We start from the raw sequence: 22085 nt of genomic DNA on the forward strand, positions 1-22085 counted from the left end.
CCAAATAAAAAAGCCGGAGCGATCCGGCTTTTTATTTGGATAAATGCTTATTGGCCTCTCGGAAGCTTAGTGCGGATAAGCGCGGTTTTTCTTTCAAGGTAAATGCCCGGATTGCGTCGGGATCGTGGCGGGCATAATCCCTCAACGCCCAGCCAATTGCCTTTTGTATGAAGAATTCTTTTTCGTGCGATAACGTCAGCGCGTAATTGAATAATCGATTCGTGTCGACTTTGTCACGCCAGCCTAATTGATGAAGCAAGGCGATGCGCCGCACCCACATATTATCGTGGGTGAGCGCAGCGTCCATTTCATCATGTTTATGTCGCAGCACGTCGCTGATTACCACGGCCAGCGCGTCCACGGTATCCCACCACGATTTATTCTGTGCCAATGCAAGCAGTCGTGGAATATGCAGGATATCCATTTCTTTCCAGTGCATCGCCAGTAAATCGATCGCCACATATTGATATTCACGCTGCGGCAACTCCCATAATGCGCATGCATAATCCAGCAGATTATCCGGACCTGAGCCTTTTAAAGTCTTTAAAAGCGGCTTGGCCGCCAGCCGTCGTTGCGGCGTGCCGACGCCCAGATAATCGAATTGATCGCGCATGTAGGCGCGCATGGCAGGTGCGCGGGCGGCATCGGTGACGGTGGCGAGGGCCGCTTCAAGGTCGGCCTGGAACTGTGGATTCATGCTGCAGATTATAGCCGACTCCACGTTTCGCCCCGTAGATAAGCCGGTTCCTGGCGTGAATAAGCTAAAAACTGGCATATTCAAGGTGTAAAAAAAAGGCGCCTCAAGAGGCGCCTTTTATAACCGCGAAACCAGTATTACTGGATCTTGGCTTTCTTGCTCAGCTCGTCGCGATAAGCGGCGATTTTGCGCTGTTGCAGGGCTTCTGCAACCTGGCCTTTGACTTCTTCCAGTGCCGGCAGTTTGGTCGCGCGGGATTCTTCCAGCTTGATCACGTGATAGCCGAATTCGGTTTTAACCGGGGTTTGGGTAATCTCGCCGTTTTTCAGCGCGACCATCGCATCAGCGAAAGGCTTGACCAGTTTGCCTGGAGTCATCCAGCCCAGGTCGCCGCCGTTATTGGCCGAACCGTCTTTCGATACTTTAGCCAATTCTTCGAATTTACCGCCGGCTTTCAGCTTGGCGATAATATCCTTGGCTTCCTGTTCGGTAGCGACCAGGATATGACGCGAGTGATATTCTTTGTCGCCCATCGCTGCTTTATACTTGTCGTATTCAGCTTTGATTTCAGTATCTTTGACTGGGTTTTTCTTTACGTAATCAGCCAGCATCGCATTGATGATAATGCTTTGACGGGCGTTTTCAATCGCGGCCTTGACTTCCGGCTTGGTGCCGAAACCTTGCTTGTCCGCTTCCTGGATCATCACTTCGCGGCCGATCAGTTCTTTCTTGACCATTTCACGCAGTTGCGGGCTGTCAGGCTGCTGGCCTTGGGCGACGACTTGCTTGACCATCTGGTCTACCTTGGAGGCAGGAATAGCCTTGCCATTGACGGTCGCGACGTTTTGCGCGAATACCGGAGCTGCAACGACAGCGATCAGTGCTAACAACAGGCGGGCTGGCTTCAACATCATTATTAAATCCTATAAAAAATCAAGAAATCGCACTCGGGCGGTGCATTGTACCAACGCAAAATCAAAAACGGCGCCCCGCAGGGCGCCGCCTTTTGTAACATTACTGCACTTTTGCTTTCTTGACCAGTTCTTCCTGGTAAGCCTGCAGTTTCTTCTGGGTCAGCGCTTCCGCGATTTGCGGTTTCACTTCTTCCAGGGTAGGCAGCTTGGCTGGACGGATGTCGTCCACTTTGATGACGTGGAAGCCGTTCTGGGTCTGCACAGGCTTCTCGGTGACCTGGCCTTTTTGCAGGGCCACGAAGGCGGCCGAGAACGCTGGCGGGAAGGACGAAGGCGAGGCCCAGTCCAGATCGCCGCCATTGGCTGCCGAACCGGTGTCTTTCGAGGTTTTTGCCAGGTCTTCAAACTTGGCGCCGCCCTTGATCTTGGCGATCACGTCGTTCGCTTCGGCTTCGGTGCCCAGCAGGATGTGGCGGACGTGGTATTCCTTGTCGCCGGCCTGTGCGGTGAAGCGGTCGTATTCAGCCTTGATGTCGGCGTCCGACACCGGGTTTTTCTTGACGTAGTCGCCGATCAGCGAGTTGATGATGATGGCTTGACGGGCGTTTTCGATTTGCGCCTTGACCGCTGCGTCCTTGCCGAAACCTTGTTTTTCCGCTTCCTGCATCATCACTTCGCGGCCGATCAGGTCTTTCTTGATCAGTTCGCGCAGTTGTGGCGAATCAGGCTGCTGGCCTTGAGCAACGACTTGCTTGACCACGGCGTCGACGCGCGACGTTGGGATGGCTTTGCCATTAACTACGGCAACGTTTTGTGCGAAAGCAGGTACGGCGATAACGGCGAGAAGTGCAATCAGCAAACTGGCTGGCTTGAAAGTCATTATTAATTCCTGTAAGGGGAAAGTTTTAGCGAAATTGCCGGGCGGTAGGAGTTGGATCAGCTATCTGTCTTTGTGCTCAATTATTTTCGACGACGCCAACCGTTCCCACACCAAGCGTTACATCATACTTCGGACGGAGCCAATGCGGTAATGGCCAATGCATGAATTTCTTTATGCATCATATCGTGCACGGAATCATACACGAGTCGATGTCTTGTGACGAGTTTGAGGCCCTCGAATTGTAACGAAACAATTCTGACGTTGTAATGCCCCCCGCCGGAGGCGGCCCCGGCATGGCCGGCGTGCAGGGCGGAATCGTCTTCCAGCGTCAGCTCCACCGGCGTCAAAGCGGCCTCGAAGCGGCTGCGCATGCGCTCCATGCGCGTGTCCTTGGTCAGGTCGCTCATGCTTCATCCTTCATGTGGCGCGACAGATAAATCGTTTGCGCAACAATAAACACAAACATCAGGGCGGTCGAGCCGAAGGCTTTAAAGCTGACCCATGAACTGGTGTCTCCTTTAAACAAGACGAAGGCGACATACCAATTCAGGAAGCCCATTGCGATAAAGAAACATATCCAGGCCAGATTCAGGCGCGCCCAGATCAGGTCCGGCAATTGGATGATTTCTTCCATCGATTTGCGCATCAGGTTCTTTTTAAAGACGAACTCGCTCACCAGCAGGCCCGAGGCAAAGAACCAATACACGATACTCAATTTCCATTTGATGAAATCCTCGTCGTGCAGGTATATCGTCAGGCCGCCGAAGAATACAAACATGGCCAGCGAAAACCACAGCACGAAGTCGACCTTGCGGCCGCGCGCCTTGACGTAGCCGATCTGGCCCATCGTCGCCACGATGCCGACCAGCGTGGCGATGACGATCGGCGACTGCTCGGTGGTGACCGTCCCGCCGGAGACGATGCCGCTCAGGTAGGTGTTGATGAAGTGCTGGGCGGCGTCCGCGTTCCAGCCCGACAGCTTGTAGGCGACAAAGAACAGCAGCAGCGGGATCAGGTCGAACAGAAATTTCATAGTGTCTTATTAGTCTTGTGGATCAAAGCGTAAAGAGGCGGAATTGATGCAATAACGCAGCCCGGTCGGCGGCGGGCCGTCCGGGAACACGTGACCCAAGTGCGCATCGCAGACCGCGCAAATGATTTCGGTGCGCAGCATACCATGCGTACGGTCGGTTTTTTCAATGACATTGGCCGGATCGAGCGCCTCGAAGTAGCTGGGCCAGCCGCAGCCCGAGTCGAATTTGGCGTCGGAACGGAACAACGGCGTATTGCAGCATACGCAGGTGTAGATGCCGTGTTCGTGATGATCCCAGAACTTGCCGGTAAAAGCGCGTTCGGTAGCCGCGTGGCGCGTGACTTGATATTCCATCGGATCCAGCATGGCGCGCCATTCGGCGTCGGATTTGGTGACTTTATTTGTCATGGCTTAGTGCTCGCTTAAGAGGAACAGCTGACTTCTAAATGACTTGCCCAGTCCGGCGGCAAGGCTGCGTATTGTTCGTGCTCGGGCTGTTCGTCGTATGGGCGCTGCAAAACTGACAGCAGGCGCTCAACTTCAGTAAAGTCCTTATTTTGCGCTTTTTCAATCGCCACTTGGGCCAGGTAGTTGCGCAGCACGTATTTGGGGTTGACCCGGTCCATCGCAAGCTTGCGGCTTGCATCGTCGCTGGACTCGGCCTGCAGGCGGGCGCGATATTGCAGCGCCCAGGCGTCGAAGGCCGGACGGTCGATGAACAGGTCGCGCAGCGGTTCGTCGCCGCTGGCGTCGGTAGCCTTGATGCCGCTCAAGCGACGGAAGAAGAGGGTGAAATCGACGCTGTTGGCATGCATAAGCGCGAACATGGCGTCGAATAGCGCGCGGTCGGCGTCGGCGTGCTGCTCCAGCGTGGCCAGGCCCAGCTTGGCGTGCAGCAGTTCGTCCATTTTTGCGGCGAACTCGGGCTGGTAAACGTCCAGCGCGGCCTGCGCCGCTTCCACTTCGCCGATCAGCGGCAGCAGTGCCTGGCCCAGCGCGTAGCAATTCCAGTGGCCGACCTGCGGCTGGTTCGAGTACGAATAGCGGCCCTGCTGGTCGGTGTGGTTGCAGATGTGGTCGGAATCGAAAGCTTCCATGAAGCCGAACGGGCCGTAGTCCAGCGTCAGGCCGAGGATGGACATGTTATCGGTGTTCATCACGCCATGCATGAAGCCGACCGCCTGCCATTGCGCGATCATGTGCGCGGTGCGGCGCGAGACTTCGGCCAGCAAGGCCTGGTACGGATTTTCCGCGTCGCGCAGCTCGGGATAGAAGCGGTCGATGACGTAATCGGCCAGTATCTTCAATTCTTCCTGCTTCTTGCGGTAAAACCAGTGCTCGAACGAGCCGAAGCGCACGAAGGTCGGCGCCATGCGCACCACCACGGCCGACGTCTCGACCGTCTCGCGCATCACGCCCTGGTCGGAACCTGCCACCGACAACGCGCGCGAGGTGGGAATGCCCAGTGCGTGCATCGCCTCGGAGCACAGGAATTCGCGGATCGACGAGCGCAGCACGGCACGGCCGTCGCCCATGCGCGAGTAGGGCGTCAGGCCGGCGCCTTTCCATTGCAGCTCCATCGGCCCTTCGCTGGTGGTGACGTCGCCGAACAGCATGGCGCGGCCGTCACCCAGCTGGCCGGCCCAGACGCCGAACTGGTGGCCGGAATACACGGCAGCCAGCGGCAGCGCGCGCTCGGGCGCGGCGTTGCCGATCAGGACGTCGAGTCCGTCGGCGACCTGGGCCGGCGTGAGTCCGATCAAGTCGGCGGCGGGCGCACTGACGGCGACCAGATACGGCGCCGGCAGCGGCGTCGGCATCAGGCGGGTGTAGAAGGCAGGCGGCAGGGACGCGAAGGAATTGTCCAGCGGCAGTTTTGAGGCAGTAATGGCGGTTCCCGTTCTGTGTAAGGGCGTAAGCCGTCAATTTTACCGCACGCCATGGCTGCTGCAATGCAGCATCGAAAACCATTGACGCTGAGCGCGGCCGCGTCACAAACTTGTTCACATAAAATTAACTTTTCCCGAGGCAGCCATGTATCCCCAGAGTCCATTGATGGGCCAGATGATGAACCAGCCACTGCTGGTGTCCGGCATCCTCGAATTCGCCGCCCGCCACTACGCCAACAGCGAGATCGTCTCGCGGCGCGTCGAGGGCGACCTGCACCGCTACACTTTCCGCGACTGCCACCGGCGCGCCAAGCGCCTGGCCAACGCGCTGCAGGGCCTGGGCGTGCGCATGGGCGAGCGCGTCGGCACGCTGGCGTGGAACGGCTACCGCCACCTGGAGGCGTACTACGGCGTGTCCGGTTCCGGCGCCGTGCTGCATACGATCAATCCGCGCCTGCATCCCGAGCAGCTGGCCTACATTTGCAACCACGCCGAAGACCAGTACCTGCTGTTCGATTTTTGCTTCCTGCCGCTGGTGGAAGTGTTCGCGCCCCACTGCAAGACCATCAAGGGCTTCATCCTGCTGGGCGAGGCCGACCGCCTGCCGGCCGACAGCAAGATCCCCAACCTGATGTCCTACGAGGACCTGATCAACGCCCACTCGGACGATTACCGGTGGCCGCTGTTCGACGAGAACTCCGCCAGCACGCTGTGCTACACCTCCGGCACCACCGGCAATCCGAAGGGCGTGCTGTACTCGCACCGCTCCACGGTGTTGCATGCCTACGCGTCGGCGCTGCCCAACGTGCTCAACGTGTCGTCGCGCGACACCGTGATGCCGGTGGTGCCCATGTTCCACGTCAACGCCTGGGGCCTGCCGTACTCGGTGCCGCTGTCGGGCGCCAAGATGGTGTTTCCCGGCGGCGCGCTGGACGGCAAGTCGGTCTACGACCTGATGGAAAGCGAAAAGGTCACGTTCTCGGCCGGCGTGCCGACCGTGTGGCTGGGCCTGCTCAACTACGCGATCCAGAACAAGCTGAAGTTCTCGACCTTCCGCCGCACGGTGATCGGCGGTTCGGCCTGTCCGCCGGCGATGATGAACACGCTGATCGACGAGTTCGGCGTCGAGGTCATCCATGGCTGGGGCATGACCGAGATGTCGCCGCTGGGCACCACCGGCGGCCTGCTGTGCAAGCACCTGGAACTGCCGAAGGCGGAGCAGCGCAAGATCCTGCAAAAGCAGGGGCACGCGATCTACGGCGTCGACATGAAGATCGTCGACGACGACGGCAAGGAACTGCCGTGGGACGGCGTCAGCTACGGCCACCTGCTGGTCAAGGGGCCGTGGGTGGCGGCGCGCTACTTCAAGGACGAGGGCGGCGACGTGCTGGAGGATGGCTGGTTCCCGACTGGCGACGTGGCCACCATCGATGTCGACGGCTTCATGCAGATCACCGACCGCAGCAAGGACGTCATCAAGTCCGGCGGCGAATGGATAGGCACCATCGACCTGGAAAACGTCGCCATGTCGCACCCGGCGGTGATGCAGGCGGCCTGCATCGGCGTGGCCCATCCGAAGTGGGACGAGCGGCCGCTGCTGGTGGTGGTGCGCCGGCCCGGGCAGGAAGTCACGCGCGAGGAGTTGCTGGCCCATTTCACCGGCAAGGTGGCCAAATGGTGGCTGCCGGACGACGTGGTGTTCGCCGATGCGCTGCCGGTCGGCGGCACCGGCAAGATCCAGAAAAACAAGCTGCGCGAGCAGTACCGCGACCACAAGCTGCCCGGCGCCTGAACAACTTTATTTCGCCATCCTGGCGTGCTCCGCGGTGTGGGTCGCCAGCGGCAGCTCGGGCAGGAAGTACAGCATCAGCAAGCCCAGCCCGACCAGCACGGTGCCGGCGGTGAAGATGCTGGCGATCGCGTGGCGATAGACGTCGGCGGTCGCGGCCTGTCCGTGCAGTCGCTGCGCCAGGATCGCGCCGGACCCCGTCACGCCGACCAGGCCGCCCAACGAACGGAAGAAGGCCAGCATCGCCGTGCCGACGCCGCGCCGCGTGGCCGGCAGGGCGTTCTGCACCGCCATCGTCATGTTAGGCATCACCAGCCCCAGGCCGGCGCCGAGCACGAAAATGGCCGGCTCCAGCACCGTGTAGCCGGCCGAGGTCGAGATGGACCAGGCCAGCACGCCGAACGACAGCGTCGCCAGGCTCAGGCCGATGATTTGCGCCGGCTTGTAGCGGCCCCCCGACTTGGCCAGCACGCGGCCGTTCAGCGTGGACGAGATCACCAGGCCGACCATCATCGGCATCGTCAGCAGGCCCGAGTTGGCGGGGCTGACGCCCATCACCATCTGGAACAGCAGCGGGAAGAACACGCTGGAGCCCATCATGCCGACGAAGGTCAGCGCCAGCACGATGCTGGCCACGTTGAACACGCGGTTCTGGAACAGGTCTGGCGGCAGCACCGGCTCGGGCACGCGGCGCACGTGGGCCAGCAACGCGGCCGCCAGTGCCGCCGACAGCAGGCTCAGGAACTTCACCTCATGCGAATCCCACGGCCATTCGGTGCCGCCCAGCGCCAGCACCAGCAGCGCAGCCGTCACGGCGCCGGTCATCAGCGCCGATCCCAGGTAGTCGATCTTGTGCGCGTGGTGCGGACGGTCGCCGTGCATGGACTTGGCGATCGCGTACAGCGCCAGCGCGCCGACCGGCAGGTTGACGTAGAAGATCCAGTGCCACGACAGCCAGTCCGTCAGCAGGCCGCCGATCACAGGTCCCAGCACGCTGGTCACCGCGTACACGGCGGCGATGCTGCCCTGGCGCTTGCCGCGTTCGGCCGGCGGTATCAAATCGCCGATGACGATCTGCGCCAGCGGCAGGAAGCCGCCCGCGCCCAGACCCTGTATGGCGCGGAAGGCGATCAGCTGGAACATGTTCTGCGCCAGGCCGCACAGCATCGAGCCGGCCAGGAAAGTGATGATGGCGGTGTACAGCAGCGGCTTGCGGCCGTACTGGTCGCTGAGCTTGCCGTACAGCGGCATGGTGGCGGTCGAGGCCAGCACATAGGCCGTCACCACCCACGACAGATGGGTCATGCCGCCCAGGTCCGATACGATGCGCGGCAACGCGGTGGCGACGATGCTCTGGTCCAGCGCGGACAGGGCGATCATGATGACCAGCCCGCGGTAAATGGCGCGGATTTCAAGCCGGGTGGGGGCTGCGGAAGGAATGGTCATTCGCCGATCTCGTTGAGGTAAATAAGTGCGTTGCGTAGCGCCTGCGCGCCTTCCGGCGGCAGTTGCGCCAGCTTGCGCGCCAGCCAGTCGCGGCGGCGGTTGCGGATGTCTTCCAGCACGGCGGCGCCGTGCTCGCTCAGCAGCAGGCCGCTGCGGCGGCGGTCTTCCGGATCGGGCGTGTCGCGCCGTATCAGACCGGCCGCTTCCAGCGACTTGATATGGCCGCTCATGGTCGGTCCGCGCAGCTTTTCCATGCGCGCCAGTTCGGCTACGCCGATGCCCGGCGTCTGGCTGATGGTCGACAGCAGCATCCTGTGCTGCAGCGACAGGCCGGACGGATCGCTGTCGCCCTCCTGGCGGATGCGGCGAAATACGTGATGCAGGACGTTGCGCAATTCGTCGGCCAGCGCGATGGCTTCCTGCGGAACAGGTTTTTCCATGGGGTAGAGTAAAGATAGGTAGGTTACCTATCTATCTTAACGCGGACGTTGCCGGATTTCAAGACAAAAAAAGCCCGGCGGCGGCCGGGCGAGGGGAGGAGACGTTCTTTACTGCTTCATTTGAGGGCGCCGAACACTTTTCCTATGAGCTTGCTGCCCTGTCCGAGAGGGTCGGCGCGGATGGCTTTTTCTTCTTCACCTATCATCGTGTACAGGCCGTCCAGCGCGCGCTGGGTGACGTAGCCTTCGACCGTGCTCTGGTCCTTGGCCAGCATGCCCATCTTCGGCGCCAGCGCCATCGTGGCGTTGTACTTGTTCGCCAGGTCGGAGCGGTCGGTGACCTTCTTCACGATCGGCAGGAACTGCACCGCCAGCTTGGGCGAGGTCTTTTCGCGGAAGAAGTCGGTCACCGAGGTGTCGCCGCCGGTCAGGATGTTCTTGGCGTCGGTGACCGTCATCGACTTGACGGCATCCAGCAGCAGCGGCTTGGCCATCGGCACGGCCGCCTCGGCCGCATGGTTCATCTGCACCACCAGGTCGTCGAGCTGCTGGCCCTTGCCGGTCATCTTCAGCAGCGGGCGCGCCTGCTCCAGGATCTTCGGCAGCGGGATGCGCACCTTGGCGTTGTTCAGGAAGCCGCCATCCGTGCCGAGCTTGGAGACCGCCATCGAAGAGCCCTGTTCCAGCGCCGCCTTCAAGCCGCCGGATGCATCCTGGTTGGTCAAATCGGCCAGCGACAGCGCATAGGCGCTGGCGGCCAGCAGGCTCAGGGGAATCAACACGGCGATGGCGCGGCGTGGCATGGACATAGTCAACCTCGGAAAAAGTAAGCCGCCGGCGGCTGCCGGCACGGTCCCACTTTACTCCAGCGGCGCTCATGCCGCCAGCGCCGGAATCTCGCGTGCCAATCGTTGCAGCAGGCGGTCGCACTCGAACACGCTGAGCGTCTGGTGGTTGTCGCCGTCGCCCTCGATATCGATGACTTCCTCCATCTCGCTGCGCGGATCGCCTTGCGCGCTGGTGTTGCGCATCATCTTGGGCGCCGTGAAGCGCCGGCTGTCGTTGACCGTCATGATGTTCTCGACGGCGTCCACCATCAGGCCGTAGAGTTCTTCGCCGCGCTCGATGACCAGGATCTTGGCCCGGCCGCTGTGCTCCAGCGCGGGCATCCGGTACAGGCTGCGCAAGTCGATCACGCTGATCATTTGCTGGCGCAGGTTCAGCATGCCGCGCATGAAGTCCGGCATGCCCGGCGGCCGCGTGATGTCGTCGGAAAAATCGATAATCTCGCGCACCTGCTTGATCTCCACCGCGTAGGTGTTCTCCAGCGCGAAGGTGATGTAGACCTGGCGTTGGCTGCGTTTGGCCGCCTGCCGCCCGGCCGGCGTCGTGCCGGTTTGGTCCTTGGGATACAGGTTGGCGTGGCCGGTGCGCATTTCCTGGATCTCGGTGCTGCTGAAGATTTCACGGTGGTTGAGGAAGATGATGTCGCCCAACCCCGGCTTGGCGATGCAGCCGCCGAACATGCCGGCGCGCGCCTTGCTTAGCAGCGGTATCGCCATCAGCTCTTCGCCGTAGAAGTTGACGATGCTGTCGACCGAGTCGACCAGGAAGCCGATGGTTGCGTCGTCGATGCGGGCGATGACGATGCGCTGGTCGGCATGGAGCTCGCGCGTGGTTGGCGCTGCGCTCAGCAGGGCGGTGAAATCGACCACCGCCACCTGGCTGCCGCGAAAATTGATGCGGCCCAGGCACAACGCGCTGTTCAAGATCGACGCCTGCAGTTCCGGCACGCGGATGATCTCCTGGATCGCGCTCATCTCGAACGCGAACGACGACGCGCCGACGCGGAAGCTGACGCACTGGCGCCGCTCGCCCTGGCTGCGCTGCGCCGCCTGCCTGCCGGCTCCCTGCAGCGCCAACACCTGCGGCACGTTCTCGATGCGCACCAGCGCGGCCGGATCCAGCACCTGCACCAGGCGGGCGCCGTCGCTGAGCAGGATGGTGCCGGCCACCACGCCGTGGGCGTCGCCGTTGGCGTAGCTCAGCGTGCTGCGCTGCTCGCGCCGCACGCGCAGGATCTCGCCGGTGGCATGGAACAGGATGCCGACCAGCACGCCCTGGAAGTCGAGGATGGCGATCTTGTCGCTGGCTTCGGCGCCGCGCGCGTCCGCGCTGAACACGCGGCCCAGGTTGACCACCGGGATCACCGCGCCGCGCAGGGTGAACACGCCTTCGAGGAACTTCGGCGACAGCGGCAGCGCGCTGACCTTGTCCGGGAAATTGACCACCTCGCGGATACAGCTGGCGGGCAGCGCGAATTCATCCGCGCCGAGCACAAAGGAGCCGAACAATTCGGTGGCGCTGTCAGTTGCTTGCATGGCGGAGGTCCTGTGGATGGTTGCCGATCTCGCAGATGGCGTAGCTGTGGGTGGCACAATCGATGGTCATGGTGCGGCCGCACTCGCCGCCGACGCGGCAATAGCGCACGGTCAAGCCGTGCAGGCTCAGGTATTTGTGGGCGGCTGCGGCGTTTTGCGTGCCAATCTGCAAGCGGCTGGTGTAGTTGCCGAGCATGTTGGCGCCGCCCGCCACGATCACCTCGATATCGGGATAGTCGGCTTCGGTGGCGCCCATCATCATCAGCAGCGACGGCACCGCCTGGCTGACGTAGCGCGCGCCCAGTTCAGCCTGCAATTCCGGCGCTTCCGGCAGCAGGCAATGGGCCAGTCCGCAGCGGCCGCGCTTTCTCCAGATGAAGCCGATGCCGATGCAGGAGCCCAGCAGGGCTTGCAGCTGGCCGGTGCGGGCGCCTATCTTCAGTTTGCCCATGGTCACCTGCAGGCATTGCGGCGGCACCGCCGGGCCGGGGCCCAGCGCTCCGGCGCGCGGATTGGGAATGATGTGGTGTGTGATCACGGGGTTGCTCGCTTATCCATCGTATAGACCATCGGCCGCTCGCAGTGGTAGGGCAGGTTGAGACCGCGGATCGACTCGGACTCGCCCAGGATCAGGCGCGAATCGGATGTCATGCTGTGGCGGACCTGCTGCAACACCGTTTCCTGGTGCTCCTGGTCGAAGTAGATCAGCACGTTGCGCAAGAACACCAGGTCGAATTTCTTGTGCGGCTTGAGCGGCGCCAGCAGGTTGTGCTGCGCCAGCTCGACGTTCCTTTTCAATGCATCCACCACTTGCAGGCCTTTGCTGCCGGGCTTGAAATATTTTTTCACCCAGTCCGGATGCGTGCTGAGGATGCGTTCGACGGAACGCCCGGCGTAGTCGCCGGCGCGCGCCTGCTCCAGCACCTGCCGCGAAATGTCGGTCGCATGGATGCGGTAGGTGAAGCCGGGGTGGGCCGCCTGGAATTCCTCGCACAGCATGGCCATCGAATACAGTTCCTCGCCGCTGGACGCCGCCGCCGACCAGACCTTCAGGCATCCGCCCGGATGCGCCTGCCACCATTGCGGCAGGAACTCCTGCTCCACGTAGTCCCACACCTGCGGCGTGCGGAAGAACAGCGTGTCGTTGGTGGTCACCAGGTCGATAAAGTGCGGGATCTCCGAACGGTCCTGTTCCACCTTGTCCAGGTAGGCCTGGTAGCTGCCTATCGCCAGCGCCTGCATCCTTGGCCGCAGGCGCCCCTCCAGCAGCACGCTTTTGCGCTCCGTCATCGCGATGCCGGTGTGTTTGCGCACCAGCGCGATCAGCGCGCTCAGCGTCGCCGGGTTCAGTCCGGCGCTGCTGTCCACGGTTAGACCACGAAGCCGGCGACGGTTTTATTCAGGTCCCCGGCGCGTTGGTTGAGCCCCTCGGTCGAGCGGGCGATGCTGTCGCAGGCGGCCGCCGATTTTTCCGCTTCCTCGGCGATGTATTGCACCGCCGTGCTCACTTCGCGCGCCGTCAACAGCTGCTCGTTGGTGGCTTTGGAGATGTCGGAAATGGCCACCGTGGTCTGGGCGACGCCGGCCACGATCTTGTCGAACGCGTCGCTGGCCTGGCGCGAGATTTCGCTGCCGGCCGAGACCCGCTTGACCGACTCGTTGATCAGCTTGGAGATTTCCTTGGTCGCCTGCGACGAGCGCTCGGCCAGCTTGCGCACCTCGTCGGCGACCACCGAGAAGCCCAGCCCGTGCTCGCCGGCGCGCGCCGCCTCGATGGCCGCGTTGAAGGCCAGCATATTGGTCTGGTTGGCGATCTCGCTGATCACCTTGACGATCTCGCCGATGTCTTCCGACGAGCGGTTGATCAGGTCCATCGCCTCGATCGACTTGGCCACCGCCTTGGCGCCGGCCTCGGCCTCGCGCTGGGTGGTCTTGGCCAGGGTGTCGGCGCCGGTGGTGCTGTTGGCGATCGAATTGATGGAGTTGGTCAGGCCGTCGATGGAAGCGTTCATCTCCTCGACCGTGGCGCCCAGCGCCTGGGTGCCGACGGCGACGCCGTTGCAGCGCTCGGCGATGGTGGTCGAGGCCTCGGACAGGCCGCCGGCCGAGGCCACCACGTCGCCGATCACCTTGCGCAGGTCGGCGATCATCTTGCTGATGCCTTCGGCCAGATGGTCCAGCGGCTCATCGCCATCGACGGCGATCTTGCTGGTCAGGTCGCCCTGCGCGGCGCGCTCGACCGACTCCAGCAAACGCTTGATCTTGGCGCCGTCCGAGTCGGCCTTGGCCGCCACCGAGACTTCCAGGTTGACCTGGGCCGTGATATCGGTCGCGAATTTGACAATCTTATAAGGCTTGCCATTCAAATCGAGTATCGGGTTATAAGTCGCCTGTATCCATATGGTTTTGCCATTATTGCCGATTCGTTTATATCGGCCGCTGTCGAATTCGCCACGATTCAATTTTTGCCAGAACCGTTTATATTCTGAACTATTAATATATTCGGGCTCGCAGAACATGCGATGGTGCTCGCCCTTAATATCCTCCAGCGTATAACCCATGACATTCAGGAAATTATCGTTGGCATTCAGCACATGCCCGCCCATGTCGAACTCGATCACCGCCTGCGCCTTGGAGATGGCGTCGACCTTGCCTTCGTATTCGGAGCTCTTGAGCTTGCTGTCGGTGATCACCGTGGCGAACTTGATGACCTTGTAGGCCTTGCCATCGGCGTCGATGATCGGGTTGTAGGATGCGTTGATCCACACCTCGCGGCCGCCCTTGGCGAAGCGCTTGTAGTCGCCGCGGTCGAACTCGCCACGCCCCAGGCGGGCCCACAGGTCCTTGTACTCCGCCGTCTTGACGTACTCGGGATCGCAGAAGATCGAGTGATGCTTGCCCTGGACTTCTTCCAGCGTGTAGCCGACAGTGGCGAGGAAATTGTCGTTGGCATGCAGGATGGTGCCGTCCAGTCCGAACTCGATCAGCGCTTGCACGCGGTTCAGCGCGGTGTTAATAGCTTGAATATCCAGATCCTGCGATTTGATTACCTGGCTATGCGCGTCCATATGGAGTCCTGTTATATTTGGAGAGAATTTAATCCAAGAAGTTATTGGATTTTCCGCATTAATATTCAGCCGAATTCCCATAAAACACAAGAGCTTGCCGAAAGTTTTAATTGGCCGTGTACTTTATTTGCCACGTGGAATTAATGGTGGCTTATGTTTTAAGCAGTGTTTTCTCTTATTCACAAAGCGCTGTCGCCGCATTCAAAAGCGGTGGCTGGAAAGACAAGTTTGCATGGCTGGCCGGCGGGGCATCCTGTACCATGCAAGAACGCCAACAGAAAAAAATAATACGATCGTTCTTTTATGCGGTATAGTGAGCGGGCTGAGGTTCCCACTAAAACATAAGGAAGAGACATGACTGCTGAATATCAAGTCCACGGCGCCGTTGCCGTCATCACGCTGAACAATCCGCCGGTCAACGGCCTGGGCCTGGCCACCCGCACGGCGGCCGTGCAGGGCATCCAGCAGGCGCTGGCCGACGAGGCCGTCAAGGTCATCGTCATCACCGGCGCCGGCAAGGCGTTTTCCGGCGGCGCCGACATCAAGGAATTCAATTCGCCCAAGGCGCTGACCGAGCCCAGCCTCCACACGCTGATCGCCACCGCCGAGGGCTCGACCAAGCCGGTGGTGGCCGCCATCCACACCGTGTGCATGGGCGGCGGCCTGGAACTGGCGCTGGGCTGCCACTACCGCGTGGCGCTGCCGGGCGCGCAGATCGCGCTGCCGGAAGTCAAGCTGGGTCTGCTGCCGGGCGCTGGCGGCACGCAGCGCCTGCCGCGCGTGCTGGGCCTGGAAATGGCGCTGAACATGATCGTCTCCGGCACGCCGGTGGCGTCCGAAAAGCTGGCCGGCACCGCCTTGTTCGACCAGGTGTTCGCCGCCGATGCCGACCTGGTGCAGTCCGCCGTCGCCTTCGCCGGAACGATCGCCGACGCGCGTCCGCTGCCGAAAGTGCGCGACCGCAAGGTGGACTACCCGAACCACGAAGCCTTCCTGCAATTCTCGCGCAACACGGTCAAGGCCATGTCCGGCCCGTTCCCGGCGCCGCTGGAATGCGTGGAAACGGTGGCCGCCTCGGTCACCATGAAATTCGAAGACGGCATGAAGTTCGAGCGCGAACGCTTCCTGCACCTGATCCAGACCACCGAGTCGAAAGCGCTGCGCCACGCCTTCTTCGCCGAGCGCGTGGCCAGCAAGGTGCCGGACGTGCCGGCCGACACCCCGGTGCGCGCGATCAAACAGGCGGCCGTGATCGGCGCCGGCACCATGGGCGGCGGCATCGCGATGAACTTCCTCAACGCCGGCATTCCGGTGGTCATGCTGGAAACCCGCCAGGAAGCGCTGGACAAGGGCATCGCCACGATCCGCAAGAACTATGAAAACACGCTGAAGAAGGGCAAGCTGACGCAGGAGAAGTTCGACCAGCGCATGGCGCTGCTGAGCGGCACCCTGGCGTATGAAGAGATCGCCCAGGCCGACATCGTGGTCGAAGCCGTGTTCGAGGAAATGAGCGTCAAGGAAACCGTGTTCCGCAAGCTGGACGAGGTGATGAAGCCGGGCGCTATCCTGGCCACCAACACCTCCACGCTGGACGTCGACCAGATCGCCGCCTTCACCAGGCGTCCGCAGGACGTCATCGGCACCCACTTCTTCTCGCCGGCCAACGTCATGAAGCTGCTGGAAATCGTGCGCGGCGCGCAGACCGGCAAGGACGTGCTGGCCACTGCGCTGGCGCTGTCGAAAAAGCTGAAGAAGACCGGCGTGGTCTCGGGCGTGTGCGACGGCTTCATCGGCAACCGCATGATCGAGCAATACAGCCGCCAGGCCGGCTTCCTGCTGGAGGAGGGCGCGCTGCCTGAGCAGGTCGACAAGGCCGCCGAGAAATTCGGCTTCGCCATGGGCCCGTTCCGCATGGGCGACCTGGCCGGCAACGACATCGGCTGGGCCATCCGCAAGCGCCGCTACGTCGAGAAGCCGGAAATCAGCTATTCGAAGACCGCCGACCTGCTGTGCGAAATGGGCCGCTTCGGCCAGAAAACCGGCGCCGGCTGGTACGACTACAAGGCCGGCGACCGCAAGGCCTATCCGAACGAGCAGGTCAACGCGATGATCGTCCAGCACTCGGCCGACATCGGCGTCGAGCGGCGCAAGATCAGCGACCAGGAAATCGTCGAGCGCCTGGTGTATTCGATGGTCAATGAGGCGGCGCGCATCCTGGAAGAGGGCATCGCCCTGCGCGCCTCGGACATCGACATGGTCTACCTGACCGGCTACGGCTTCCCGCTGTTCCGCGGCGGCCCGATGTTCTACGCCGACACCGTGGGCTTGCCGAACGTGCTGGCAGCGATCAACAAATATGCCCGCGGCCACCACGGCGAGGCCTGGAAGCCGGCGCCGCTGCTGGTCAAGCTGGTCGAAGAAGGCAAGGGCTTCAACAACTGATGTCGGCAAAATCTCACATGCCGTGTGGGAATTAACATGGCATGTGCGTATTCGGGTTTATCCGGGCAAAAAAATAGCCGCCATCGCTGGCGGCTATTTTCGTTACGCGGCGACGGTTAGTCGGCGGCGTAGATGTTGTTGTCCTTGGTTTCGCTGACGAACAGCGCGCCGATCACTGCCGTGATCAGGGCGATGATGATCGGATACCACAGGCCGTAGTAGATGTCGCCCTTGAACGCCACCAGCGCGAACGAGATCGTCGGCAGCAGGCCGCCGAACCAGCCGTTGCCGATGTGGTAAGGCAGGGACATCGAGGTGTAGCGTATGCGGGTCGGGAACATTTCCACCAGCATCGCGGCGACCGGGCCGTACACCATGGTCACATACAGCACCAGGATGAACAGGATCAGTACCATCATCGGCTTGTTCATCTGCGCTTCTTCAGCCTTGGCAGGATAGCCCGCAGCCTTGATGGTGCCGCCGACTTCCTTCTTCAGCGCCGCTTCGGCCTTCTTGCTGTCTGCGTCGAAGTTCAGGCCGTCAGGCGTCATCACCGCGTTGAACGAGGTGATTTCCTTGTCGCCCACTTTGACCTTGGCCAGGCTGCCGGCCGGCGCGTCCTGCTTGGTGTAGGCCACCGAAGCGTTGGACAGGATGCCGGTCGCGATATCGCACGACGATGGGAATTTCTTGGTGCCGGTCGGGTTGAACTGGAAGTTGCACGATGCAGGATCGGCCACGACCACCACCGGCGAATTTTTCAGCGCGGTTTCCAGCGCCGGGTTGCCGTAGTGGGTCAGCGCGCCAAACAGCGGGAAGTAGGTCGCCGCGGCCAGCACGCAGCCGCCCAGGATGATCCACTTGCGGCCGATCTTGTCCGACAGCGTGCCGAAGAAGATGAAGAACGGGGTGGCCAGCGCCAGCGAGATCGCGGTCATGATGTTGGCGTTGGGGCCGTCGACCTTCAGCACCTGGGTCATGAAGAACAGCGCGTAGAACTGGCCGGTGTACCAGACCACCGCCTGGCCCATGGTCAAGCCGATCAGCGCCAGGATCACGACTTTGAGGTTTTTCCACTGGCCGAATGCTTCGCTCAGCGGTGCTTTCGAGGTCTTGCCTTCGGCTTTCATCTTGGCGAAGGCCGGCGATTCATTCATCGACAGGCGGATCCACACCGAAATGCCCAGCAACAGCACCGACACCAGGAACGGCACGCGCCAGCCCCAGGCGTTGAATGCGTCTTCGCCGATGGCGGTACGGGTGCCCAGGATCACCAGCAGCGACAGGAACAGGCCCAGGGTCGCCGTGGTCTGGATCCACGAGGTGAAGGCGCCGCGCTTGCCGTTCGGTGCGTGCTCGGCCACGTAGGTGGCTGCGCCGCCGTATTCGCCGCCCAGCGCCAGGCCCTGCAGGATGCGCAGCGTGACCAGGATAATCGGCGCGGCAATGCCGATCGCCGCATAGCCCGGCAGCAGGCCGACGATGAAGGTGGAGCCGCCCATGATCAGGATGGTGATCAGGAAGGTGTATTTACGGCCGATCATGTCGCCCAGGCGGCCGAACACCAGCGCGCCGAACGGGCGCACGATAAAGCCGGCGGCAAACGCCATCAGTGCGAAAATGAAGGTGGTGGTCGGATCGCCGATGAAGAACTGCTTGGCGATGATGGCGGCGAGCGAGCCGTACAGATAAAAGTCGTACCATTCAAAGACGGTACCGAGCGACGACGCAAAGATGACCTTGCGTTCTTCCGGCGTGATCGCGCCGGACTTCGGCAGGTTACGCGGGTCTGCGGTGCCTGATGTTGATGCCATGTCTGTCTCCTGTAATTTTTGGATTTCCCCAGCCGAGAGGTGTACGTTGCTTCGTTACTCCTTCGTCAGCATGGATGCAGTGTGGCCGTTGAACCTTACACAATACTTGCTCGAAACTTACATGAAACTGACATAAATATTTGCGAACGACCGTACTAAAATATGCTATTCTGGGTTCATCAAAACATCATCCACATAGGAGACTTCCATGATCGACGCCGTCATTGTTTCAACCGCCCGTACCGCACTTGCCAAATCGTGGAAAGGCGCGTTCAACATGACGCACGGCGCCACGCTGGGTGGCCATGCGCTGGCCGCCGCCATCAGCCGCGCCGGCATCGAGTCCGGTGAAGTGGAGGACGTGCTGGTCGGCTGCGCCAATCCCGAGGGCGCCACCGGCGGCAACATCGCGCGCCAGATCGCCATCCGCGGCGGCTGCCCGGTGACCACCGCCGGCATGACCATCAACCGTTTCTGCTCGTCCGGCCTGCAGACCATCGCCACCGCCGCCCAGCGCATCATCGCCGGCGAAGGCGACATCTACGCCGCCGGCGGCGTCGAGTCGATCTCCTGCGTGCAGCAGGAAATGAACATGCATATGTACAAGGAAGTCTGGCTGTCCGAGCACAAGCCGGAAATCTACTGGCCGATGCTGCAGACGGCCGAGACCGTCGCCAAGCGCTACAACATCAGCCGCGAGCGCCAGGACGAATACGGCGTGCAGAGCCAGCAGCGCGCCGCCGCCGCCCAGGCAGCCGGTCTGTTCGACGCGGAAATCGTGCCGATGACCACCGTCATGGGCGTGGCCGACAAGGCCAGCGGCATGCTGCTGTCGAAGGAAGTGACGATCTCGGCCGACGAAGGCATCCGCGCCGACACCACCTATGAGGGCGTGTCCAAGATCCGCAGCGCGGTGCCGGGCGGCGTCATCAGCGCCGGCAACGCCAGCCAGTTCTCCGACGGCGGTTCGATGTCCATCCTGATGAGCGCGCAGACCGCCGCCGCCAAGGGCTTGACGCCGCTGGGCATCTTCCGCGGCTTCGCGGTGGCCGGCTGCGAGCCCGATGAAATGGGCATCGGCCCGGTGTTTGCGATTCCCAAGCTGCTGAAGAAAGCCGGCCTCAAGGTCGAGGACATCGGCCTGTGGGAATTGAACGAAGCCTTTGCCGTGCAGGTGCTGTACTGCGCCGACAAGCTGGGCATTCCGATGGACCGTCTCAACGTCAACGGCGGCGCGATCGCCGTCGGCCACCCGTACGGCGTGTCGGGCGCGCGCCTGACCGGCCATGCGCTGCTGGAAGGCAAGCGCCGCGGCGTCAAATATGTGGTCGTCACCATGTGCATCGGTGGCGGCCAGGGAGCCGCAGGCCTGTTCGAAGTGGTGTAAGCGCGATGCAGTCGAAAATCCTGTCGCGCCGCGACATCGCCTTCATGCTGTACGAATGGCTGGACGCGGAGGCGCTGAACAAGCGCGCCCGTTTCCAGGATCACAACCGCGAGAGCTTCGACGCCGCCATCGATACCGCAGAGCAGATGGCGACCGAGCTGTTCGCGCCGCACAATAAAAAGAGCGACAGCGAGGAGCCGCATGCGGTGGCCGGCGAGCACTGCCTGAACGTCAGGATCATTCCGGAAGTGAAGACCGCGCTGGACGCTTTCTCCGCCGCCGGGCTGATGGCGGCCGGGCAGGACTTCGAGCGCGGCGGCATGCAGCTGCCGCTGGTGGTGGAAAAGGTGCTGGCGTCGTACTTCACGGCCGCCAACGTCGCCACCAGCGCCTACACCTTCCTGACGATGAGCGGCGCCAAAACCCTGCTCAAGGCCGGCACGCCGGAGCAGGTGCGGCGCTACGTCGAGCCGATGTTTGCCGGCCGCTTCTTCGGCACCATGTGTCTGAGCGAGCCGCAGGCCGGCTCCAGCCTGTCCGACATCACCAGCCGCGCGGCGCCCGATCCGGTCGACGGCGTGGAAGGCGAGCGCCAGTTCCGCCTGAGCGGCAACAAGATGTGGATCTCCGCCGGCGAGCATGAGCTGTCGGACAATATTGTGCACCTGGTGCTGGCCAAGATTCCCGGTCCTGACGGCAAGCTGATTCCCGGCGTCAAGGGCATCTCGCTGTTCATCGTGCCGAAATACCTGGTCAATGAAGACGGCAGCCTGGGCGAGCGCAACGACGTCGTGCTGGCCGGCCTGAACCACAAGATGGGCAATCGCGGCACCACCAACTGCCTGCTCAATTTCGGCGAAGGCAAGTTCAAGCCGCAAGGCAAGGGCGGCGCCATCGGCTACCTGGTCGGCAATCCGCACCAGGGCCTGGCCAATATGTTCCACATGATGAACGACGCGCGCATCGCCGTCGGCCTGGGCGCGGCGGTGCTGGGCTACACCGGCTACCTGCATGCGCTCGACTACGCCCGCAGCCGTCCGCAAGGCCGGCATCCGGCGCAGAAGGACCCGGCCCAGCCGCAGCTGCCCATCATCGAACACACCGACGTACGGCGCATGCTGCTGGCGCAAAAGGCTTACGTTGAAGGCGGCCTCGGCCTGGTGCTGTACAGCGCCCGCCTGGTCGACGAACAGCAGACGGCGGAAACGCCGGAAGCGCGCGAACACGCGGCGCGCCTGCTGGATTTCCTGACGCCGATCACCAAGTCGTGGCCGTCGCAGTGGTGCGTCGAGGCCAACAGCCTGGCGATCCAGGTGCACGGCGGCTATGGCTACACGCGCGAATACAACGTCGAGCAGTTCTACCGCGACAACCGCCTGAACGCCATCCATGAAGGCACGCACGGCATCCACGGACTCGACCTGCTGGGCCGCAAGGTGGCGGCGCAGGACGGCGCCTTGTTCAGGGCCTTCGGCGCCGAGCTGCGCAAGACGGTGCGCAAGGTGCGCGGCAGCGTCGGCGCGCCGGATGCGGTCGGCGCTCACCTGAGCGACATCAGCAGCGAACTGCTGGCGCACGCAGCTGCGCTGGACGCCGCCTGGCAGGCAGTGGAACAAGTGACGCAAAAGCTGTATGCTGCCGGCGACATGAACAAGACCCTGGCCAACGCCAGCACCTATCTGGAAGCCGTCGGCCACGTGGTGGTCGCGTGGATCTGGCTGCAGCAGGCCTTGGTGGCCGCAGCCTCGCTGGACCTGGACAGCGCCGACGCCGATTTCTACCGCGGCAAGCTGCAGGCCTGCCGCTACTTCTTCCGCTGGGAACTGCCGAAAGTCGAACAGCAGCTGGAACTGCTGGCCAGCATAGACACCACCACGCTCGACATGCGCGACGCGTGGTTTTAAC

19 protein-coding genes and 1 pseudogene are annotated in these 22085 nt (G+C 62.2%); 4 read left to right on the forward strand and 16 right to left on the reverse strand.

Annotated features, from left to right (window positions below):
- Nucleotides 1-31: 31 nt before the first annotated feature.
- The 7 genes from ACSQ3S_RS16470 to ACSQ3S_RS16500 all read right to left on the reverse strand — a co-directional run bounded on the left by ACSQ3S_RS16470 (nt 32) and on the right by ACSQ3S_RS16500 (nt 5413).
- Entirely contained in the window at nt 32-697 is a 666-nt protein-coding gene (locus ACSQ3S_RS16470; protein WP_436143045.1) for a DNA alkylation repair protein, read from the reverse strand.
- 137 nt (nt 698-834) lie between these two features.
- Nucleotides 835-1611: a foldase protein PrsA gene (locus tag ACSQ3S_RS16475; RefSeq protein WP_176650628.1), complete on the reverse strand. Its 777-nt coding sequence runs from the start codon at nt 1609-1611 to the stop codon at nt 835-837.
- Between the two features lie 100 nt (nt 1612-1711).
- Complete coding sequence (locus tag ACSQ3S_RS16480) at nt 1712-2491, reverse strand: peptidylprolyl isomerase (protein WP_176650629.1); 780 nt, start codon at nt 2489-2491, stop codon at nt 1712-1714.
- 122 nt (nt 2492-2613) lie between these two features.
- A complete protein-coding gene (locus ACSQ3S_RS16485; RefSeq protein WP_353398479.1) occupies nt 2614-2898 on the reverse strand; it encodes a BolA family protein in 285 nt (94 codons plus the stop codon).
- Entirely contained in the window at nt 2895-3524 is a 630-nt protein-coding gene (locus ACSQ3S_RS16490) for a septation protein A (protein ID WP_176650631.1), read from the reverse strand. Before ACSQ3S_RS16490 ends, ACSQ3S_RS16485 begins: the two co-directional genes overlap by 4 nt.
- A 9-nt stretch (nt 3525-3533) precedes the next feature.
- Complete coding sequence (msrB, locus tag ACSQ3S_RS16495) at nt 3534-3932, reverse strand: peptide-methionine (R)-S-oxide reductase MsrB (protein ID WP_176650632.1); 399 nt, start codon at nt 3930-3932, stop codon at nt 3534-3536.
- Nucleotides 3933-3946: 14 nt separating this feature from the next.
- The gene (locus ACSQ3S_RS16500) at nt 3947-5413 is read right to left on the reverse strand and encodes a protein adenylyltransferase SelO (protein ID WP_436145033.1); all 1467 of its coding nucleotides are present in this window, start codon (nt 5411-5413) and stop codon (nt 3947-3949) included.
- 145 nt (nt 5414-5558) lie between these two features.
- On the opposite strand from ACSQ3S_RS16500, the gene ACSQ3S_RS16505 reads away from it, so the two are divergent.
- Nucleotides 5559-7205 carry a 3-(methylthio)propionyl-CoA ligase gene (locus tag ACSQ3S_RS16505; protein ID WP_436143046.1) on the forward strand — a complete coding sequence of 549 codons (1647 nt, stop codon included), beginning with the start codon at nt 5559-5561 and terminating at the stop codon, nt 7203-7205.
- A 6-nt stretch (nt 7206-7211) separates the two neighbouring features.
- Here ACSQ3S_RS16505 and ACSQ3S_RS16510 read toward each other — a convergent pair whose 3' ends face one another.
- The 8 genes and pseudogenes from ACSQ3S_RS16510 to ACSQ3S_RS16545 all read right to left on the reverse strand — a co-directional run bounded on the left by ACSQ3S_RS16510 (nt 7212) and on the right by ACSQ3S_RS16545 (nt 14537).
- The gene (locus tag ACSQ3S_RS16510) at nt 7212-8648 is read right to left on the reverse strand and encodes an MDR family MFS transporter (protein WP_436143047.1); all 1437 of its coding nucleotides are present in this window, start codon (nt 8646-8648) and stop codon (nt 7212-7214) included.
- Entirely contained in the window at nt 8645-9088 is a 444-nt protein-coding gene (locus ACSQ3S_RS16515; protein WP_436143048.1) for a MarR family winged helix-turn-helix transcriptional regulator, read from the reverse strand. Before ACSQ3S_RS16515 ends, ACSQ3S_RS16510 begins: the two co-directional genes overlap by 4 nt.
- 116 nt (nt 9089-9204) lie before the next feature.
- Nucleotides 9205-9897 carry a DUF4197 domain-containing protein gene (locus ACSQ3S_RS16520; RefSeq protein ID WP_353398492.1) on the reverse strand — a complete coding sequence of 231 codons (693 nt, stop codon included), beginning with the start codon at nt 9895-9897 and terminating at the stop codon, nt 9205-9207.
- Nucleotides 9898-9963: 66 nt separating this feature from the next.
- Nucleotides 9964-10503, reverse strand: coding sequence for a chemotaxis protein CheW (locus ACSQ3S_RS16525; RefSeq protein ID WP_436145034.1), 540 nt, complete (start codon nt 10501-10503; stop codon nt 9964-9966).
- A gap of 51 nt (nt 10504-10554) precedes the next feature.
- A pseudogene (locus ACSQ3S_RS16530) lies at nt 10555-11469 on the reverse strand (chemotaxis protein CheW); the annotation flags it as partial.
- On the reverse strand, nt 11456-12007 hold the full coding sequence (locus tag ACSQ3S_RS16535) for a chemotaxis protein CheD (protein ID WP_353398497.1): 552 nt from the start codon (nt 12005-12007) through the stop codon (nt 11456-11458). The pseudogene ACSQ3S_RS16530 and the gene ACSQ3S_RS16535, both read right to left, overlap by 14 nt.
- Nucleotides 12004-12837: a CheR family methyltransferase gene (locus tag ACSQ3S_RS16540; RefSeq protein ID WP_436143049.1), complete on the reverse strand. Its 834-nt coding sequence runs from the start codon at nt 12835-12837 to the stop codon at nt 12004-12006. Before ACSQ3S_RS16540 ends, ACSQ3S_RS16535 begins: the two co-directional genes overlap by 4 nt.
- A 2-nt stretch (nt 12838-12839) precedes the next feature.
- Nucleotides 12840-14537 (reverse strand): methyl-accepting chemotaxis protein, encoded by a 1698-nt coding sequence (locus ACSQ3S_RS16545; protein ID WP_176650639.1) that lies wholly within the window; start codon nt 14535-14537, stop codon nt 12840-12842.
- A 354-nt stretch (nt 14538-14891) separates the two neighbouring features.
- Between ACSQ3S_RS16545 and ACSQ3S_RS16550 the strand changes: the two genes are divergently transcribed.
- On the forward strand, nt 14892-16979 hold the full coding sequence (locus tag ACSQ3S_RS16550; RefSeq protein WP_436143050.1) for a 3-hydroxyacyl-CoA dehydrogenase NAD-binding domain-containing protein: 2088 nt from the start codon (nt 14892-14894) through the stop codon (nt 16977-16979).
- A gap of 116 nt (nt 16980-17095) precedes the next feature.
- On the opposite strand, the gene ACSQ3S_RS16555 is transcribed toward ACSQ3S_RS16550, so the two are convergent.
- Nucleotides 17096-18793 carry an MFS transporter gene (locus ACSQ3S_RS16555; RefSeq protein ID WP_176650641.1) on the reverse strand — a complete coding sequence of 566 codons (1698 nt, stop codon included), beginning with the start codon at nt 18791-18793 and terminating at the stop codon, nt 17096-17098.
- Between the two features lie 208 nt (nt 18794-19001).
- Between ACSQ3S_RS16555 and ACSQ3S_RS16560 the strand changes: the two genes are divergently transcribed.
- Nucleotides 19002-20180, forward strand: coding sequence for an acetyl-CoA C-acyltransferase (locus ACSQ3S_RS16560; RefSeq protein ID WP_436143051.1), 1179 nt, complete (start codon nt 19002-19004; stop codon nt 20178-20180).
- A 5-nt stretch (nt 20181-20185) separates the two neighbouring features.
- The gene (locus ACSQ3S_RS16565) at nt 20186-22084 is read left to right on the forward strand and encodes an acyl-CoA dehydrogenase (RefSeq protein WP_436143052.1); all 1899 of its coding nucleotides are present in this window, start codon (nt 20186-20188) and stop codon (nt 22082-22084) included.
- The last annotated feature ends 1 nt before the right edge of the window (nt 22085 follow it).

It is taken from the genome of Duganella sp. LjRoot269 (assembly GCF_964254095.1).
GTDB classification, from domain to species: domain Bacteria; phylum Pseudomonadota; class Gammaproteobacteria; order Burkholderiales; family Burkholderiaceae_D; genus Rugamonas; species Rugamonas hordei.

Coding starts and splice junctions, on each gene's coding strand:
- ACSQ3S_RS16470 (WP_436143045.1), bottom strand. CDS start 697: ATGAATCCACAGTTCCAGGCCGACCTTGAAGCGGCCCTCGCCACCGTC.
- ACSQ3S_RS16515 (WP_436143048.1), bottom strand. CDS start 9,088: ATGGAAAAACCTGTTCCGCAGGAAGCCATCGCGCTGGCCGACGAATTG.
- ACSQ3S_RS16505 (WP_436143046.1), top strand. CDS start 5,559: ATGTATCCCCAGAGTCCATTGATGGGCCAGATGATGAACCAGCCACTG.
- ACSQ3S_RS16490 (WP_176650631.1), bottom strand. CDS start 3,524: ATGAAATTTCTGTTCGACCTGATCCCGCTGCTGCTGTTCTTTGTCGCC.
- ACSQ3S_RS16565 (WP_436143052.1), top strand. CDS start 20,186: ATGCAGTCGAAAATCCTGTCGCGCCGCGACATCGCCTTCATGCTGTAC.
- ACSQ3S_RS16555 (WP_176650641.1), bottom strand. CDS start 18,793: ATGGCATCAACATCAGGCACCGCAGACCCGCGTAACCTGCCGAAGTCC.
- ACSQ3S_RS16510 (WP_436143047.1), bottom strand. CDS start 8,648: ATGACCATTCCTTCCGCAGCCCCCACCCGGCTTGAAATCCGCGCCATT.
- ACSQ3S_RS16520 (WP_353398492.1), bottom strand. CDS start 9,897: ATGTCCATGCCACGCCGCGCCATCGCCGTGTTGATTCCCCTGAGCCTG.
- ACSQ3S_RS16475 (WP_176650628.1), bottom strand. CDS start 1,611: ATGATGTTGAAGCCAGCCCGCCTGTTGTTAGCACTGATCGCTGTCGTT.
- msrB (WP_176650632.1), bottom strand. CDS start 3,932: ATGACAAATAAAGTCACCAAATCCGACGCCGAATGGCGCGCCATGCTG.
- ACSQ3S_RS16480 (WP_176650629.1), bottom strand. CDS start 2,491: ATGACTTTCAAGCCAGCCAGTTTGCTGATTGCACTTCTCGCCGTTATC.
- ACSQ3S_RS16550 (WP_436143050.1), top strand. CDS start 14,892: ATGACTGCTGAATATCAAGTCCACGGCGCCGTTGCCGTCATCACGCTG.
- ACSQ3S_RS16560 (WP_436143051.1), top strand. CDS start 19,002: ATGATCGACGCCGTCATTGTTTCAACCGCCCGTACCGCACTTGCCAAA.
- ACSQ3S_RS16485 (WP_353398479.1), bottom strand. CDS start 2,898: ATGAGCGACCTGACCAAGGACACGCGCATGGAGCGCATGCGCAGCCGC.
- ACSQ3S_RS16545 (WP_176650639.1), bottom strand. CDS start 14,537: ATGGACGCGCATAGCCAGGTAATCAAATCGCAGGATCTGGATATTCAA.